14 protein-coding genes and 1 riboswitch are annotated in these 15492 nt (G+C 72.5%); of the genes, 11 read left to right on the forward strand and 3 right to left on the reverse strand.

Annotation, left to right across the window (positions count from 1 at the left end; translation table 11 throughout):
• Window positions 1–330: 330 nt before the first annotated feature.
• Window positions 331–1542, reverse strand: coding sequence for an MFS transporter (locus tag AC4IHM_RS27815; protein ID WP_490869713.1), 1212 nt, complete (start codon window positions 1540–1542; stop codon window positions 331–333).
• Window positions 1543–1673: 131 nt separating this feature from the next.
• On the opposite strand from AC4IHM_RS27815, the gene AC4IHM_RS27820 reads away from it, so the two are divergent.
• The 10 genes from AC4IHM_RS27820 (at window position 1674) to AC4IHM_RS27865 (ending at window position 10905) form a co-directional block, all read left to right on the forward strand.
• On the forward strand, window positions 1674–2873 hold the full coding sequence (locus tag AC4IHM_RS27820; RefSeq protein ID WP_490869714.1) for an ROK family transcriptional regulator: 1200 nt from the start codon (window positions 1674–1676) through the stop codon (window positions 2871–2873).
• Between the two features lie 348 nt (window positions 2874–3221).
• Window positions 3222–3352, forward strand: a riboswitch (FMN riboswitch).
• Window positions 3353–3502: 150 nt separating this feature from the next.
• Window positions 3503–4105, forward strand: coding sequence for a riboflavin synthase (locus AC4IHM_RS27825; RefSeq protein ID WP_490869715.1), 603 nt, complete (start codon window positions 3503–3505; stop codon window positions 4103–4105).
• On the forward strand, window positions 4102–4746 hold the full coding sequence (locus AC4IHM_RS27830) for a nicotinamide mononucleotide transporter family protein (RefSeq protein WP_490869716.1): 645 nt from the start codon (window positions 4102–4104) through the stop codon (window positions 4744–4746). Before AC4IHM_RS27825 ends, AC4IHM_RS27830 begins: the two co-directional genes overlap by 4 nt.
• On the forward strand, window positions 4743–6032 hold the full coding sequence (locus AC4IHM_RS27835) for a bifunctional 3,4-dihydroxy-2-butanone-4-phosphate synthase/GTP cyclohydrolase II (RefSeq protein ID WP_490869717.1): 1290 nt from the start codon (window positions 4743–4745) through the stop codon (window positions 6030–6032). Before AC4IHM_RS27830 ends, AC4IHM_RS27835 begins: the two co-directional genes overlap by 4 nt.
• Window positions 6033–6079: 47 nt before the next feature.
• Window positions 6080–6565 (forward strand): 6,7-dimethyl-8-ribityllumazine synthase, encoded by a 486-nt coding sequence (ribH, locus tag AC4IHM_RS27840; RefSeq protein WP_490869718.1) that lies wholly within the window; start codon window positions 6080–6082, stop codon window positions 6563–6565.
• A 33-nt stretch (window positions 6566–6598) separates the two neighbouring features.
• Window positions 6599–6871 (forward strand): phosphoribosyl-ATP diphosphatase, encoded by a 273-nt coding sequence (locus AC4IHM_RS27845; RefSeq protein ID WP_490869719.1) that lies wholly within the window; start codon window positions 6599–6601, stop codon window positions 6869–6871.
• A 75-nt stretch (window positions 6872–6946) separates the two neighbouring features.
• Entirely contained in the window at window positions 6947–7804 is an 858-nt protein-coding gene (hisG, locus tag AC4IHM_RS27850; protein ID WP_490869720.1) for an ATP phosphoribosyltransferase, read from the forward strand.
• A 20-nt stretch (window positions 7805–7824) separates the two neighbouring features.
• Entirely contained in the window at window positions 7825–8292 is a 468-nt protein-coding gene (locus AC4IHM_RS27855; RefSeq protein WP_490869721.1) for a PH domain-containing protein, read from the forward strand.
• A gap of 247 nt (window positions 8293–8539) precedes the next feature.
• Window positions 8540–9871, forward strand: coding sequence for a hemolysin family protein (locus tag AC4IHM_RS27860; protein ID WP_490869722.1), 1332 nt, complete (start codon window positions 8540–8542; stop codon window positions 9869–9871).
• On the forward strand, window positions 9868–10905 hold the full coding sequence (locus AC4IHM_RS27865) for a hemolysin family protein (protein WP_490869723.1): 1038 nt from the start codon (window positions 9868–9870) through the stop codon (window positions 10903–10905). The genes AC4IHM_RS27860 and AC4IHM_RS27865 overlap by 4 nt, the downstream gene beginning before the upstream one ends.
• A gap of 26 nt (window positions 10906–10931) precedes the next feature.
• Here the strand turns inward: AC4IHM_RS27865 and AC4IHM_RS27870 are convergent, their stop codons facing one another.
• Window positions 10932–12788, reverse strand: coding sequence for an AAA family ATPase (locus AC4IHM_RS27870; protein WP_490870961.1), 1857 nt, complete (start codon window positions 12786–12788; stop codon window positions 10932–10934).
• A gap of 447 nt (window positions 12789–13235) precedes the next feature.
• Window positions 13236–13838 (reverse strand): uridine kinase family protein, encoded by a 603-nt coding sequence (locus tag AC4IHM_RS27875; RefSeq protein WP_490870962.1) that lies wholly within the window; start codon window positions 13836–13838, stop codon window positions 13236–13238.
• 200 nt (window positions 13839–14038) lie between these two features.
• Between AC4IHM_RS27875 and AC4IHM_RS27880 the strand changes: the two genes are divergently transcribed.
• Window positions 14039–15436: a C39 family peptidase gene (locus tag AC4IHM_RS27880; RefSeq protein ID WP_490869724.1), complete on the forward strand. Its 1398-nt coding sequence runs from the start codon at window positions 14039–14041 to the stop codon at window positions 15434–15436.
• Window positions 15437–15492: the final 56 nt, after the last annotated feature.

Raw genomic sequence — 15492 nt, forward strand, 5'->3', positions numbered from 1 at the left:
TCCCGTGCCCCACACAGGGGGAGGTGACAGCCGCGGCCCCGGTCTCTCGTCTCCGCAAAAGACGGACCGGGGCCGCTGCACGTTCAGGGCGCGCATACCTGCACGTCACACGCGGTGTGCTTTTGAATGAGCGTCATGCAGCTTCCAGCGCACGCCGAGGTCCATGGTGAGGTTTCGCTCTCTCTGTACGTGAGGACTGTCCGGACCATTGTCGGGGGTACCGGACGGTCCTCCGACGCGCACCCCCCCCCGCTGACCAGTGCGTTCCCGGCCGCCGCCGGGGGCGCGGCCCGGCGGGAGTGCCGCGCCCGGCGTCGTGGACCGACGCCTTCAGGACTGGCGGTCGGGCACTTCCGCGTTCGACGCACTGATCCTCGGGCGGTTCCGGTCACCGGCGCGCAGCACCCTCGCGAACACCACCAGGCAGGACGCCAGCACGGTCACCAGAGCGAACGACACCACCAGGCTGGTCGCCTCGGCCAGACCGCCGATCGCGCTCGGCGCGATCAGACCGGAGGTGTAGGTGATGGTGGCGACGCCCGCGATGGCCAGGCTGGGGTTGGAGCCGGCGCGGCCGGCGGCGGCGAAGCACAGCGGGACGACCACGGCGATCCCGAGGCCCATCAGCGCGAAGCCCGCCATTGCCGCCGCCGGACGGTCCGCGACGACGACGAGCAGACCGCCGAGGGTGGCCAGCACACCGCTCACCCGCACCGTGCGTACCGCGCCGAAGCGGTCCACCACCTTGTCGCCGACGAGCCTGGCCACCGCCATGGTGAGCGTGAATCCCGTCGTGCACGCCGCCGCCAGACCGGCCGAGGTCTCCAGCTCGCCGCGCAGATAGACCGCCGACCAGTCCAGGCTCGCGCCCTCCGCGAACACCGCGCAGAACCCGACCGCGCCGATCAGCAGCGCCGACCTCGGCGGCAGTGCGAACCGCGGCGGCGGATCCTCGTCCTCGGCGGGCTGGAGGTCCAGCACCCAGGTGCAGGCGACCAGGCCCGCCAGGGTCAGCACCGCGGCGGCCAGGGCGTGGTGCAGCCGGGCGTCCGTGCCCAGGTGGGCGGCGAGCGTGCCGGCCGCCGAGCCGATCAGGGCGCCCACGCTCCACAGCCCGTGCAGGCCGGACATGATCGAACGGTCGAGACGGTTCTCGACCTCGACGCCGAGCGCGTTCATCGCCACGTCCGACATGCCCGCGGTGGCACCGAAGGCGAACAGGGCGAGGCACAGGGTGAGCAGGTTCGGCGCGAGGGAGGGCAGCACCAGCGCCAGCGTCCACAGGGCCAGCAGACCGCGCAGGGCGGTGCGGGCGCCGAAACGGTGGCTGACGCTGCCGGCCAGCGGCATGGCGAGCGACGCGCCGAGCGCCGGGAACGCGAGCGCCAGTCCCAACTGGCCCGCGCTCACCGCGGCGTGGTCCTGGATCCACGGCACGCGGGTCGCGAACGAGCCGGTGACGGCGCCGTGCACGGCGAACACGGCCGCCACGGCGTACCGGGCGCGCCGCACCTCGCGTTGTCCGTACACCACTGTGCTCATTTCGAAACCCCCCGTCGGGTCCGCCGCCCCGCTCGACGCCATTGCGTCGCGTAAACTATCAGGAACCCTGCCTGATAGATAGGCGATTATCGGCGCGGGCCCCCGCGCCGCCGATCTGGAAGGATCCCGGCATGCCCGCATCCCCGAGCACAGTCCGGGCCATCAACGACCGGCTCGCCCTCCATCTGCTCCAGCGGGAGGGCCCGTTGACGGCAGGACGGTTGAAACAACTGACCGGCCTGTCCCGGCCCACCGTGGCCGACCTCGTCGAACGCCTCACCGCCTCCGGTCTGGTCGAGGTCGTGGGGGAGTCGGGCGAGCAGCGCCGCGGCCCGAACGCCAAGCTGTACGGCATCGTCGCGGGCCGCGCCCATCTCGCCGCCCTCGACGTGCGCACCGAGGGCGTCGCCGTGCTGGTGTCCGACCTGCTCGGCCGGGTGCTCGCCGAGGGGTCCGTGCCGATCGGCGACGACACCGGCACCGGTCCCGCGGTGGAGCAGGCGGTGAGCCTGGTCGAGCGGGCGGCGAAGGAGGCCGGCGCCGACCGGCTGCACACCGTCGGCATCGGCGCGCCCGGCCTGATCGACCCGGCCGGCGGCGAACTCCGCGACTCCTCCGGCCTGCCCGAGTGGCACCGCCGGCTGATGGCCGCGTTGCGGGAGAAGTTCCCCGAGGCGCGCATCGGCGTCGAGAACGAGACGAACCTCGCCGCGCTGGCCGAGCAGCGCGACGGGGTGGCCCGGGACCGGGACACGTTCGTCCTGCTGTGGCTCGGCCTCGGCATCGGCGCCGCCGTCGTCCTCGACGGCACGCTGCGCAGGGGCGTGTCCGGCGGTGCGGGCGAGATCGGCTTCATGCCGGTGCCGGGCACCTCGGGGCTGCCGTCCGCCACCGACTGCGACGGCGGCTTCCACTCCGTGGCCGGGGCGGCGGCGGTGACCGCCCTCGCGGCGCAGCACGGGCTGACGGCGCCCCCCGGCGGCCCCGGACCGCACGCGGCCCGGCTGGTCCTGGAGGCGGTACGCCGGTCGGCCCCCGGGGGAGACCCGGCCGCCGAGGGCTTCCTGGACGCGCTGGCCGACCGGGTCGTCCTGGGCGCCGCCGCCGTCGTCTCCGTCCTCGACCCCGGTTGCCTGGTGCTGGCCGGCGAGATCGGCCGGGCCGGCGCCGACGCCCTCGCCACCCGCGTCCAGCACCGCCTCACCCGGATGTCGCCGCTCGCCACCGAGGTGCGGCCCAGCGCACTGGGCGGCGGCGCCGTGCTCCGCGGCGCGCTTCTGACCGCCCGCGACCGCGCCCAGGACGACCTGTTCGGACCACCGGAGCGGTAGCCCGCGGCGGCATCCGACCGGGTCCGCGGGCCGGGCGCGGCTCCGCGGAGGGCAGCCCCGACCACGGGTGGGCGCGATGGGGTGGCCCGGCGGCGGGCAAGGGCCGTCGTCACCGCCGCCGGGCCGGTCTCGCCGCGGGGCATCTCTCCACGGAAGTTGCGCAGACCCTAAAGAGGACTAGACCATTAAGTCAATAGGTATGAACCAACCTCAAGAGCCGTGACGGGCCCACGAGTTGGAACCCCGTCCGGTGGCGGCCGGATTCGCCGGGGCGCTCTGTGATCCACCCCACACCCGCTGCCCCTATGAGTGCCGAGCAGGCGTGGCACACTGGCCCTGTACCAGAAGCAGCGCACTCCGGGGTCGGTGAAAGTCCGAACCGGCGGTTACAGTCCGCGACCCGGTCGCTTCCAGCGGCCGGTTGACCAGGTGAAATTCCTGGACCGACGGTTAAAGTCCGGATGGGAGGCAGTGCGCGGCGGGCGAGCACAGGTGCGCGCCGCCGATTTCTGGGCTCGCCCCTCGCGGGCAGGGCCCGTCCGGCGTCGCCCCCCGGAGCCTCGTCCGTGAGTTCTGTCGCTCTCGACAGCCCCGGAGTCCGTGCCCGAAGAGGCAGGAGGACCCGGGAAGTGTTCACCGGAATCGTCGAAGAGCTGGGCGAGGTCACCGCTGTCGAGACCCTCGACGACGCCTGTCGCTTCCGCCTGCGCGGCCCCGCGGTCACCGAAGGGGCACGGCACGGCGACTCCATCGCCGTCAACGGCGTCTGCCTCACCGTCGTCGACCACGAGGGAGACGAGTTCACCGCCGACGTGATGGCCGAGACCCTCAACCGCTCCAGCCTGGGCGCCCTCACCGTCGGCTCCCGCGTCAACCTGGAACGCCCCACCGCAGTCGGCGCCCGCCTCGGCGGCCACATCGTGCAGGGGCACGTCGACGGCACCGGCGAGATCCTGGAGCGCGAGCCCTCCGAGCACTGGGAACTCGTCAGGATCTCCCTGCCCGCCGAACTCGCCCGCTACGTCGTGGAGAAGGGCTCCGTCACCGTCGACGGCATCAGCCTCACCGTCGTCGACGCCGGCCCCGACTTCTTCACCGTCAGCCTCATCCCCACCACCCTCGCCCTGACCACCCTCGGCCTCAAACAGCCCGGCGACCCGGTCAACCTCGAGGTGGACATCATCGCCAAGTACGTCGAGCGGCTCCTCACCGTCCAGGGGGGCAGCAGGTGAACTGGCTCAACTCCGAGGCGTTCACGCTCTTCGACCAGCACATCAAGTGGTCGGACATGACCGGCAACGTGATCGGCCTGCTCGGCCTCGCACTCGGCTGGCGCCGCTCGATCTGGACCTGGCCCGTCCAGTTTGTCTCCGGGCTGGTCCTCTTCGCCGCCTTCTCCACCGCCCACCTCTCCGGCAGCGCCGGCAAGCAGATCGTCGTCATGGTGGTCGCCGCCTGGGGCTTTTGGCAGTGGAACCGCGGGCGGCGGCAGACCCAGGACGGCACCATCGCCGTCCGGTTCGCCACCTGGCGCGAACGCGGCGTCCTGCTCGGCGCCGCCGCCCTCGGCACCCTCGCGGTCGGCGGCCTGTTCACCGCCTTCCCCACCCTGTCCTGGGACCCCTGGCCGGACGCGTACATCTTCGTCGGCACCGTCGTCGCCATGTACGCCCAGGCGCGCGGCATGGTCGAGTTCTGGTTCGCCTGGCTGCTGGTCGACCTGGTCGGCGTCCCGCTGAACTTCGCCAACGGCTTCGCCTTCTCCGGTTTCGTCTACGTCCTCTACGGCGCGCTCGTCCTGTGGGGCCTGCGCGACTGGTGGCTGCGCTCCCGCGAGGCGACGCGGCCCGTCCTGGAAGGAGCGCCCGCATGAGCACGGCACCCATCCTCTACAGCTCCGACGGCATCGACGACCTCACCCTCGACCCCGTCGAACAGGCCGTCGCCGACATCGCCGCCGGCCGCCCGGTCGTGGTCGTCGACGACGAGAACCGCGAGAACGAGGGCGATCTCGTCATCGCCGCCGAGAAGGCGACCGAGGAGATCGTCGCCTTCATGATGAGCGAGTGCCGCGGTCTGATCTGCGCCCCCATGGAGGGCGACGAACTGGACCGGCTCCGGCTCCCGCAGATGGTCGACGACAACACCGAGTCGATGAAGACCGCCTTCACCGTCTCCGTGGACGCCACCGCCGCCCACGGCGTGAGCACCGGCATCTCGGCCGCCGACCGCGCCACCACCCTGCGGCTCCTGGCGGGCGGCACCGCCGAACCCACCGACCTGGTCCGCCCCGGCCACGTCTTCCCGCTGCGCGCCCGCCCCGGCGGCGTGCTCGTGCGCGACGGCCACACCGAGGCCGCCGTGGACCTGGCCCGCCTCGCCGGCCTGCGCCCGGCCGGCGCCATCGTCGAGATCGCCGGCGAGGACGGCCGCATGCTGCGGCTGCCCGAGCTGATCCCGTTCGCCCGCAAGCACGGCCTGACGATCATCTCCATCGAGGACCTCGTCGCCCACCGCCGCGCCGAGGAGCCCACCGTCCGCCGCGAGGCCGTGGTCCGGCTGCCCACCCGGCACGGCGAGTTCACGGCGTACGGCTACCGCTCCACCGCCGACGGCGTCGAGCACGTCGCCCTCGTGCACGGCGACATCGGCGACGGCACCAACGTCCTGGTGCGCGTCCACTCCGAGTGCCTCACCGGCGACGTCTTCGGCTCCCAGCGCTGCGACTGCGGGCCGCAACTGGACGCCTCCCTCGACCGCGTCCAGGCCGAGGGCAGGGGAGTCGTGGTCTACCTGCGCGGCCACGAGGGACGCGGCATCGGCCTGATGTCCAAGCTGCGCGCCTACGAACTCCAGGAGCGGGGCCGGGACACCCTCGACGCCAACCTGGAACTCGGCCTGCCCGCCGACGCCCGCGACTACGGCGCCGGCGCCCAGATCCTCACCGACCTCGGCGTGCGGACCGTACGCCTCATGACCAACAACCCCGACAAGAGCGACGCGCTCGTCCGGCACGGCATCGAGGTCATTGGCCGCGAGCCGATGCCCGTCCAGGCCGGCGAGCACAACCTCCGCTACCTGCGCACCAAGCGGGACCGGATGGGACACGACCTGCCCTGGCTGGACACGACCCCCGTGTCCACCTGCGGCAACCAGTAGGCCGGCAAGTACAGCAAGCCCAGCGGGCAAGGGATTCGAGGAGAGACGTGAGCGGCAAGGGCGCACCGGAACTGTCCGTACGCAATGTGGGCGATCTCAGGGTCGCCGTCGTCGCGGCGCAGTGGCACGACAAGGTGATGGACGCACTGGTGGACGGCGCCCTGCGCGCCCTGCGTGAACTGGGCATCGACGAGCCGACCCTGCTCCGGGTCCCCGGCAGCTTCGAGCTGCCGGTGGTCGCCAAGGCCCTCGCGGGCCGCGGCTACGACGCGATCGTCGCCCTCGGCGTCGTCATCCGCGGCGGCACCCCCCACTTCGACTACGTGTGCCAGGGCGTCACCCAGGGCCTCACCCAGGTCTCCGTCGAGACCGGCGTCCCCATCGGCTTCGGCGTCCTCACCTGCGACACCGAGGAACAGGCCCTCGACCGGGCCGGACTGGAGGGCTCCCGCGAGGACAAGGGGCACGAGGCGGTGACCGCGGCCGTCGCCACCGCGGCCACGCTTCGCTCAGTATCCGAACCGTGGCGCTAGCCCGCCCGGCACACGCGTAAAGTGGGGCCCACCATGTCCAAGAAGACGTTCGAGGAGCTGTTCACCGAGCTCCAGCACAAGGCCGCCAACGGCGATCCCGCCACCTCCCGCACCGCCGAACTGGTCGACAAGGGCGTCCATGCCATCGGCAAGAAGGTCGTCGAGGAGGCCGCGGAGGTCTGGATGGCCGCGGAGCACGAGGGCAAGGACGCCGCCGCCGAGGAGATCTCGCAGCTGCTCTACCACGTCCAGGTGATGATGGTCGCCCGCGGCATCTCCCTGGACAACGTCTACGCCCACCTGTAGAGAACGGCTCGTACAGAGCCCAGCTTTCCCCTCACCCCCCTTCACGCACCCCTTCACGCAAAGGAAGCCGACCTCATGCTGCGCATCGCCGTCCCCAACAAGGGTTCCCTGTCAGGCCCCGCGGGGGAGATGCTGCATGAGGCCGGCTACCAGCAGCGCCGCGAGGCCAAGGAACTGCGGATCGTCGACCCGGCGAACGAGGTCGAGTTCTTCTACCTGCGCCCCCGCGACATCGCGATCTACGTCTCCTCCGGCAGGCTCGACATCGGCATCACCGGCCGCGACCTGCTGATCGACTCCGGCGCCGACGCCGAGGAGATCCTCCCGCTCGGCTTCGCCCGCTCCACCTTCCGCTTCGCCGCCAAGCCGGGCACCGCGCGGGGCGTCGAGGACCTCAAGGGCAGGACGGTCGCCACCTCCTACGAGGGCATCGTCGCCGGACACCTGGCCGACCAGGGCGTCGACGCCTCCGTCGTACACCTCGACGGCGCCGTCGAGACCGCCATCGAACTCGGCGTCGCCGAGGTCATCGCGGACATCGTCGAGACCGGGACCTCCCTGCGCAACGCGGGCCTGGAGGTCTTCGGCGAGCCCATCACGAAGTCCGAGGCCATCGTGATCCGCCGCTCCGGCGCGGAGCCCGACGCGACCACCGAGCCCAAGGTCCAGCAGTTCCTGCGCCGCCTCCAGGGCGTCCTGGTGGCCCGCACCTACGTGATGATGGACTACGACTGCCGTGTCGAGCAGTTGGAGAAGGCCGTGGCGCTCACCCCCGGCCTGGAGTCGCCGACCGTCTCCCCGCTGCACAACGAGGGCTGGGTCGCCGTCCGCGCGATGGTCCCGGCCAAGGAGGCCCAGCGGATCATGGACGACCTGTACGACATCGGCGCTCGGGCCATCCTGACCACGGCCATCCACGCCTGCCGTCTGTGAGCACCACCCGGAGCGACGCCATGCCAGAGACCACGCCGGACCCGCCCGCCCTGCCCGTCACCCTCCGGCCCGGCCGCACCCGGGCCGTCCTGACCGGCCTCGCCGTCGTCACCTTCGTGACCATCACGGCGGTCGGGATGCTGCTGAGCGGCCTCGGCACCGGGGAACGCCTCAGCTTCGTGGCCACCGCCCTCGCCCTGGCCGGCGTGCTCCTCCTGCTGGCCCGGCCCCGGGTCGTCGCCGACGAGACGGGCGTCACCGTCGTCAACCTCACCACCCGTCGGCACCTGGCCTGGCCCGAGATCCTCCGGGTCAACCTCCGCCACGGCGACCCCTGGGTGTTCCTCGACCTCAGCGACGGCACCAGCCTGCCCGCGCTCGGCATCCAGCCGGGCATCGCCAGGCAGCACGCCATCGCCGACGCGCGCGTCCTGCGTGCCCTCGTCGAGGCCCGCTCCGGCGCGGGCCCCGAGGTCTCGCGCCCCTGACCGAAAGCGCCCCGATGTCCGTCTCCGGGACCTGCCGGGGACGGCACGGGGCCATCGCCCCTGCCGCGGGCACCCTTTTCGTGATTAATCTGGGAACGCTGACGCGGCCCTCGCGTCCGCGCCCTGTCGCTCCGCCCGGTGCGCGGGGCTTCCTGCTACCCGAGGAGTGACTCCCTCCGGCGATGGACGGATCGTCCTGCAGTACCTGCGCCGCCCCTTGCTGTGACACCCCACAGGCGGCGGCATCATGACCATCCCCCTGCTGCTCCTGGCAGCCGCGCTCCTGCTGATCCTCGCCAACGGCTTCTTCGTCGCGGCCGAGTTCGGCCTGGTGACCGTCGAACGACAGGACGCCGAGCAGGCCGCCGCCGACGGCGACCGGCGCGCCCGGCGCGTCGTCGAGTCCCTCAAGGAGCTGTCCTTCCAGCTCTCCGGCACCCAGCTGGGCATCACCATCACCTCCCTCGTCGTCGGCATGCTCGCCGAACCGGCGCTCGCCCAGCTCCTGGACGGCCCGTTCGCGGCGGTCGGCGTTCCCGACGGAGCCGTTTCCGGTGTGTCCGTCGTCGTCGGCATGCTGCTGGCCTCGGCGGTGCAGATGGTGATCGGCGAACTGGTGCCCAAGAACTGGGCGGTGTCCAAGCCCCTCCAGGTCGCGCGCTTCGTCGCGGGCCCGCAGCACGCCTTCGCCCGGCTGTTCCACCCGGTGATCGCCGCGCTGAACGCCGTGGCCAACCGCCTGGTGCGGGCACTGGGCATCGAACCCGCCGAAGAACTGGCCTCCGCCCGCACCCCCGGCGAACTGGTCTCCCTGGCCCGGCACTCCGCCCGCGCCGGCGCCCTGGAACAGGACACCGCCGACCTCTTCGTACGGACCCTGTCGCTGGGCGAACTGACCACGCAGCACGTCATGACCCCGCGCGTGAAGGTCAGCGCCCTGCACTCCTCGGCCACCGCCGAGGACGTGGTCAACCTGACCCGCGCCACCGGTCTGTCCCGCTTCCCCGTCTACCGGGAGAAGATCGACGAGATCGTCGGCATGGTCCACCTCAAGGACGCCCTCGCGGTCCCCGCGAACGACCGGCTGCGCACCCCCGTCGGCCGGATCGCCCGCCCCGCGCTGCTCGTCCCCGAGACCCTGCCCGTACGACCGCTGCTCACCCGCCTGCGCAGCGAGCAGCCCATCGCGGTCGTCGTCGACGAGTACGGCGGCACGGCCGGCGTCGTCACCCTGGAGGACATCGTCGAGGAGATCGTCGGCGAGGTCCGCGACGAACACGACGGCCTGGACGTGCCCGAACTCGCCCCCGCCCCGCCCGAGGAGGGCCGCCCCGCCTGGGACGTCGAGGGCAGTTGCCGGGTCGACGCCCTGCGGCGCATCGGCCTCCAGGCGCCCGAGGGACCGTACGAGACCGTGGCCGGACTGGTCGCCGACCTGCTCGGCCGCATCCCGGCCGTCGGCGACCGGGCGGAGCTGCCCGGCTGGCGGCTCTCCGTGCGCCAGGTCGGCCACTACCGCGCCGAACGGATACGACTGGTGCGGACGGCGCCGGTCTCCGTGCTGGAGGCCGCCCGATGAGTGTCCTGCAACTCCTGTTCGCCGCGCTGCTCGTGCTCGCCAACGGCTTCTTCGTCGGCGCCGAGTTCGCACTCGTCTCCGTGCGCCGCAGCCAGGTCGAGCCGCTCGGCACCGCCCGCGCCCGCCAGGTGCTGTACGGCCTGGAGCGGCTGCCGCAGATGATGGCCGCCGCCCAGTTCGGCATCACCGTCTGCTCGCTGACGCTCGGCGCGGTCGCCGAGCCGACCGTCGCCCACCTCCTGGAGCCGGTCTTCGAGTGGGTCCGGCTGCCGCACGGCGTCATCCACCCGCTCGGCTATGTGATCGCGCTGGCCGCCGTGGTCTTCTGCCACCTCGTCATCGGCGAGATGGTCCCGAAGAACCTCGCCATGGCCGCGCCCGAGAAGGCCGCGCTGTGGCTCAGCCCCGGGCTGGTCGCCTTCGCCCGCCTGTGCAGGCCGATCACCGCCGCACTCGGCGCCTGCGCGCAGGGCATCCTCCGGCTGTTCCACGTCGAGCCGAAGGACGAGGTCGAGGCCGTCTTCACCAGTGAACAGCTCAACCGGCTGGTGGAGGACGCCGGTCAGGCCGGCCTCCTCGACCCGGAGGAGCAGGAACGCCTGGAGGACGCCCTGGAACTGGGCTCCCGCCCGGTGACGGACGTGCTCCTCGGGCGCGACTGCCTCGTGACGGTCAGCCCCTCGGTCACACCGGGGGAGATCGTCGCCCTCACCGCCCGCACCGGGTACTCGCGCTTCCCGGTCGCGGCCGGGCAGGGCGCCTTCATGGGCTACCTCCACGTCAAGGACGTCCTCGACCTGGAGGAGTCCGACCGGGCCGTCCCGCAGCACCTGTGGCGCCCGATGACGACGCTGCGCCCCGAACTGCCCCTGGACGACGCCCTCACGGTGATGCGCCGGGCCGCGACCCACCTGGCCCAGGTCACGGACGCGTCCGGGAAGGTACTGGGCCTGGTCGCCCTGGAGGACGTGCTGGAACTACTGGTCGGCGAGGTCAGGGACCCGGCCCACCGGGAGGTGACCCTGGCGACGTGATCCCGGCCGCGGGCGGTGCCGGGCCCTCACAGGCCCGGAGGATCCTGCGGCCCGCGGCCCGACAGGACCTCGCCGTACGCCTGCATCAGGTCCGGCAGCCGCAACGTCGCCAGGTCGTCCCGGGTCAGCACCCCCGGATACACCGACAACCGCAGATCCCGGTACGCACAGCTCTTCTCGTACAGCGTCCGCAGGAACCGCCCGTTGCCCAACTCGTCGATCCACCCCTGGTCCACCACGTGCCCGGCGATCGACCGCAGCTCGTCGAGCGCCTCCTCGTCCCACACGTCGCCGTTCTCGGCCGCCAGGACCTCACCGATCGAGGTGAGTTCCAGCGGCCGGTACGACGGGAAGTCGACGCGGGTGGTGAAGCGGGAGGACAGCCCGGGGTTGGCGCCCAGCAGCCGGTCCATGCCCTCCGGATAGCCGGCCAGGATCACCACCAGGTGGTCGCGGTTGTCCTCGGCCCGCTTCAGCAGCACCTGGAGCGCCTCGTCGCCGTACGCGTCGCCCTTGTTGTAACCGGTGTTGGACAGGGAGTACGCCTCGTCGACGAAGAGGACGCCGCCGAGCGCCGAGTCGATCAGCTCGTTCGCCTTCACGGCGGTCTGGCCGAGGTACTCGCCGACCAGGTCGGCCCGCTGCGCCTCCACGAGGTGGTCGCCGCCGAGCAGGCCGAGGGCGTAGAAGACCCGGCCCAGGATGCGCGCCACGGTGGTCTTGCCGGTGCCGGAGGGGCCGGAGAAGACGAAGTGACGTTTGGGCGGCTGCACCGGGAGGCCCTGCCCGGCCCGCAGCCGCGCCATGTTCAGCTGCGCCGACAGGGCCTTGACCTGCCGCTTCACCGGCTCCAGCCCCACCATGCGCTCCAGCTCGGCGAGCGCCTCCTCCAGTAACGCGGGGTCGGTGGGTCCGGTCGGCAGGGTCGGGTCCGGTCCGTTGGTCCTCTCGCGCACCGACGATCCGCTCAGCGAGGGCAGCGGGGCGGCCGGCGGGGGACCGGGCGCGGAGAGCTTGAGGTCGTGCTCCTCGGTGCCGAAGAGCGGGTCGAGCCCGTCCAGGCCGTCCGGTCCCAGTCCGGACTGCGCGAGTCCCGCGAGGTCGGTGGAGTCGTCGTAGCCGTCGCTCTCGGCGATCGCCGCCAGCCGGGCCGAGGTGTCCATGAACGCGGGATCGACACGGTGCACGGCCCGGTACAGGGGGAGCGCCGCGGCGCTGCGGCCCGTCCCCTCGTGGGCCCGCGCCAGCCAGTAGCGCAGCTCCTTGCGCTGCGGCTGCTCGCTGCGGCAGCGCATGAGGGCCGCCGAGAGCAGCGGCTCGGCCTGCCCGTACATCTCCAGGCGGACCCGGGCCATGCCGCTGAACAGACCGGCCTCGATGCCCAGCAGGGGGTCGCCGAGCAGCGGGTCGGTGTGCCGGACGAGCTGCTCCCAGTCCTTGACGAGGTAGGCGCGGCAGGCGTGCAGGAAGCGGACCTGGGGGTCGGTGTCCACGGGCGGCAGCCCGGCCAGGGCCCGGTCCAGCTCCGGGACATGGCGGCCGTCCAGCCAGTGGGAGGCGTGCGCCAGCAGCAGGTCCCGGGGATTCTCCAGCACGGGCTGCACCCACCAGCCCAGCCAGTACCAGGAGTTGAGCGTCCTGCGATGGCGGGAGCGCTGCTCGCCGAAGCGCTCGCGGTGCCGGAACATCTTCAGCAGCGCGTTCGTGGTGTCGACGCGCAGCGCGTGCAGTCCCAGCCAGCCGTCGGCCATCCCGGGATCCACGCGCACCGCGGTGCGGAACTCCTCCTCCGCCTGTGGGTAGGCCCCCATGGTGTAGGCGTCCACGCCGCGCAGCCAGGCGAGGTCGGCCGGGGCCTGCGGGCCCTGCGTGCCGAAGTCCATCCCGTCCCCCACCTGCCGTGCCCCCGTCGGTATGCCGCCGAGCCGCTGCCCGTCGGCCGCCTCGGCCAACGGCTGTGCCGAGGACCGGAGTTGCCAGGTGCGCGCGGCAACCGCCCGTGGTCGCACCGATGGCATCGTACCCGCGGTGGTCTTTCCTCCGAAGAGTGCCGGGAGGGTCGTTCGACGAGGTGGGAGCGGGCGGGGCGCGCGACGGGGCGGTGACCGAGCGTGATCGGTTGGCGCCGCCGGGCGGCCGGGAAACGCGCTCAGGGCAGAACGAAGCCCCCGATCACGGGGGAACAACCGGGGGCTTCGCGTCTGCCGGCGACCTCGAACGGCCGCACATTCAGAACGTAAGACCTGTACGGCCCCTGGGTCAAGCGCAGTTGGGGCCGGCTGCCCGGTTGCCGGATCGCGATCTTCACAAGTTCAGCACATTGCGGAAGGTCAGTCACCCTGGGTGAGAAAGCGGCACTCGGAGTCGGTTCCCGCGGGTCCCGGCAGCACCTCGTAACCCGGCCCGCTCTCCCGCACCAGAAGGTGCGCGTGGGGGCGCGAGGGGTCGTCGGCGAAGTGCAGGCGCTCGGCCGGGATCCATCCGTCCCAGAACGTCCGCTGCTCCGCTCCGTCGCGCGCCCGGCCGCGTGCCCACGCCTCCTCGCGGGGCAGCTCCATCCACAGCAGCCGGGCCAGGTGCGGGCGCAGTGCCGCCCGGCCGGCCCCGACGCCCTCGACCAGGACCACCGGCGCGGCCGGCAGCGGGCGCGGCGCTCCGAAACGCCGGGCCCGCCAGTCGTAGGGGGCGTAATGCGCCGTCTCGCCGCGCCGCAGAGGCTCGATCACCTGGGTGAGCAGCCGGCCGGTCCAGCCGAAGAGTTCGCCGTGACTGGCGATGTCGTCGAGGTGCAGCACCGGCACGCCGCCCAGCCGGGCCGCCAGCCGCCCGGCGAACGTGGACTTCCCGGAACCGGCGGGCCCGTCCACACCGACCAGGCGCACGGGCCCGCACGAAGGGGGAAGCCGGCGGAACCGGGCTGCGAGGTCGTGGATGACGCATCCTGGACAAACGAAGAGAAGAACACCGATCCCGCGAAGCCTAACCCCACCCACCCCGCACGCCACTGGTCCACACCAATATTCATGGCGTGGCGCAGGCAGAAAGTGCTGGCAGGAGCGGGCGTCGGCGGCCATAGTTGGCGCACGACCGTGCAAGGAGCCGCCCGACTCGGACACCTGGGGGTCTTCCGCCCATGAGCAGAGCTGAACAGCCGTCCCGCAGAACCGTCCTGGCCGCGGCCGTCACCGCCGCCGTGGCGGCCGGCGCGGTCTCGGCCACCGCCAAAGCCGCGCCGGACCCGAGCGCCGGCGGTGGCACTGCGGATCCCGACCGAGCCCCCGACCGAGCCCCCGCCCGGCAGGCCGACTACTGCGCCTGGACCACGTTCAGCGACTGGCGGCGCGGCAGCGCCCGAGGGGCCCGCCCCGTCGCGGGCACCCGGCCCGGTGTGGTGATCGGCGCCCCGGCGGGCACCACCGACTACACCGACCCGCACACCGACACCACCGCCACCTGGGAGTACGCGACCTGGACCTCGCCCGTCCACCGGCTCGCCGTACCCTCGACGGAGATCATCGCCTCCTGGAACGCGCACACCCCGAGCGGCACCTGGATCCAGGTCGAACTCAAGGCCACCTACTCCGACGGCACGGACACACCGTGGTACGTGATGGGCCGCTGGGCGTCCGGCGACGGCGACCAGGACATCAGGCGGACCTCGGTCGACGGCCAGCGCGACGGCACGAGCAGCGTCTGGACGGACACCCTCGCCATCGACGACGCGTCCACGGGCCTGCGCCTCGCCTCCTGCCGGCTCAGGCTCACCCTCCACCGCCGCCCCGGCACGAGGGCCACACCCACCGTCTGGCGGCTGGGCGCGATGGGCTCCGACGTCCCCGACCGCTTCACCGTGCCGGCCTCCACCCCGGGCCTCGCCCAGGAGCTGCGTGTCCCGCGCTACTCGCAGGAGATCCACAAGGGCCAGTACCCCGAGTACGACAACGGCGGCGAGGCCTGGTGCAGCCCCACCTCCTCGCAGATGATCGTCGAGTACTGGGGCGGTCGCCTCACCGAGGACCAGCTCGCCTGGGTCGACCCCTCCTACGCCGACCCACAGGTCTGCCACGCCGCCAGGTACACGTACGACCACCAGTACGACGGCTGCGGCAACTGGCCCTTCAACGCCGCCTACGCGGCCACCTTCAAGGACCTCCAGGGCGTGGTCACCCGCCTCGGTTCGCTCACCGACCTGGAGACACTGATCGCGGCGGGCATCCCGGCCATCACGTCCCAGTCCTTCCTGAAGGAGGAGCTGACGGGCGCGGGATACGGCACCTCGGGCCACCTGATGACCGTGATCGGCTTCACCGCCGACGGCGACGTGATCGCCAACGACCCCGCCTCCGACGACAACGAGGCCGTGCGCCGCGTCTACCAGCGGCGCGAGTGGGAGAACATCTGGCTCAGGACGAAGCGGTACAACGCCGAGGGCAAGGTCGCCTCCGGCACCGGCGGCGTCTGCTACCTGTACTTCCCGGCCCACCCGAACCCCCGCCAGCGCAAGGCCCTCGCGGCGGTGGGCGTGCGCTGACCCGCACCACGACGACGGCCCCCGGCGACGCGCACCGCGCACCGCCGGGGGCCGTC

The organism is Streptomyces sp. SL06, from assembly GCF_058244745.1.

What these genes read in the sequence shown, in the direction of transcription:
- AC4IHM_RS27815 (WP_490869713.1), bottom strand. Translation starts at nt 1,542, where the DNA reads ATGAGCACAGTGGTGTACGGACAACGCGAGGTGCGGCGCGCCCGGTAC.
- AC4IHM_RS27820 (WP_490869714.1), top strand. Translation starts at nt 1,674, where the DNA reads ATGCCCGCATCCCCGAGCACAGTCCGGGCCATCAACGACCGGCTCGCC.
- AC4IHM_RS27835 (WP_490869717.1), top strand. Translation starts at nt 4,743, where the DNA reads ATGAGCACGGCACCCATCCTCTACAGCTCCGACGGCATCGACGACCTC.
- AC4IHM_RS27845 (WP_490869719.1), top strand. Translation starts at nt 6,599, where the DNA reads ATGTCCAAGAAGACGTTCGAGGAGCTGTTCACCGAGCTCCAGCACAAG.
- hisG (WP_490869720.1), top strand. Translation starts at nt 6,947, where the DNA reads ATGCTGCGCATCGCCGTCCCCAACAAGGGTTCCCTGTCAGGCCCCGCG.
- AC4IHM_RS27855 (WP_490869721.1), top strand. Translation starts at nt 7,825, where the DNA reads ATGCCAGAGACCACGCCGGACCCGCCCGCCCTGCCCGTCACCCTCCGG.
- AC4IHM_RS27860 (WP_490869722.1), top strand. Translation starts at nt 8,540, where the DNA reads ATGACCATCCCCCTGCTGCTCCTGGCAGCCGCGCTCCTGCTGATCCTC.
- AC4IHM_RS27865 (WP_490869723.1), top strand. Translation starts at nt 9,868, where the DNA reads ATGAGTGTCCTGCAACTCCTGTTCGCCGCGCTGCTCGTGCTCGCCAAC.
- AC4IHM_RS27870 (WP_490870961.1), bottom strand. Translation starts at nt 12,788, where the DNA reads ATGGACTTCGGCACGCAGGGCCCGCAGGCCCCGGCCGACCTCGCCTGG.
- AC4IHM_RS27880 (WP_490869724.1), top strand. Translation starts at nt 14,039, where the DNA reads ATGAGCAGAGCTGAACAGCCGTCCCGCAGAACCGTCCTGGCCGCGGCC.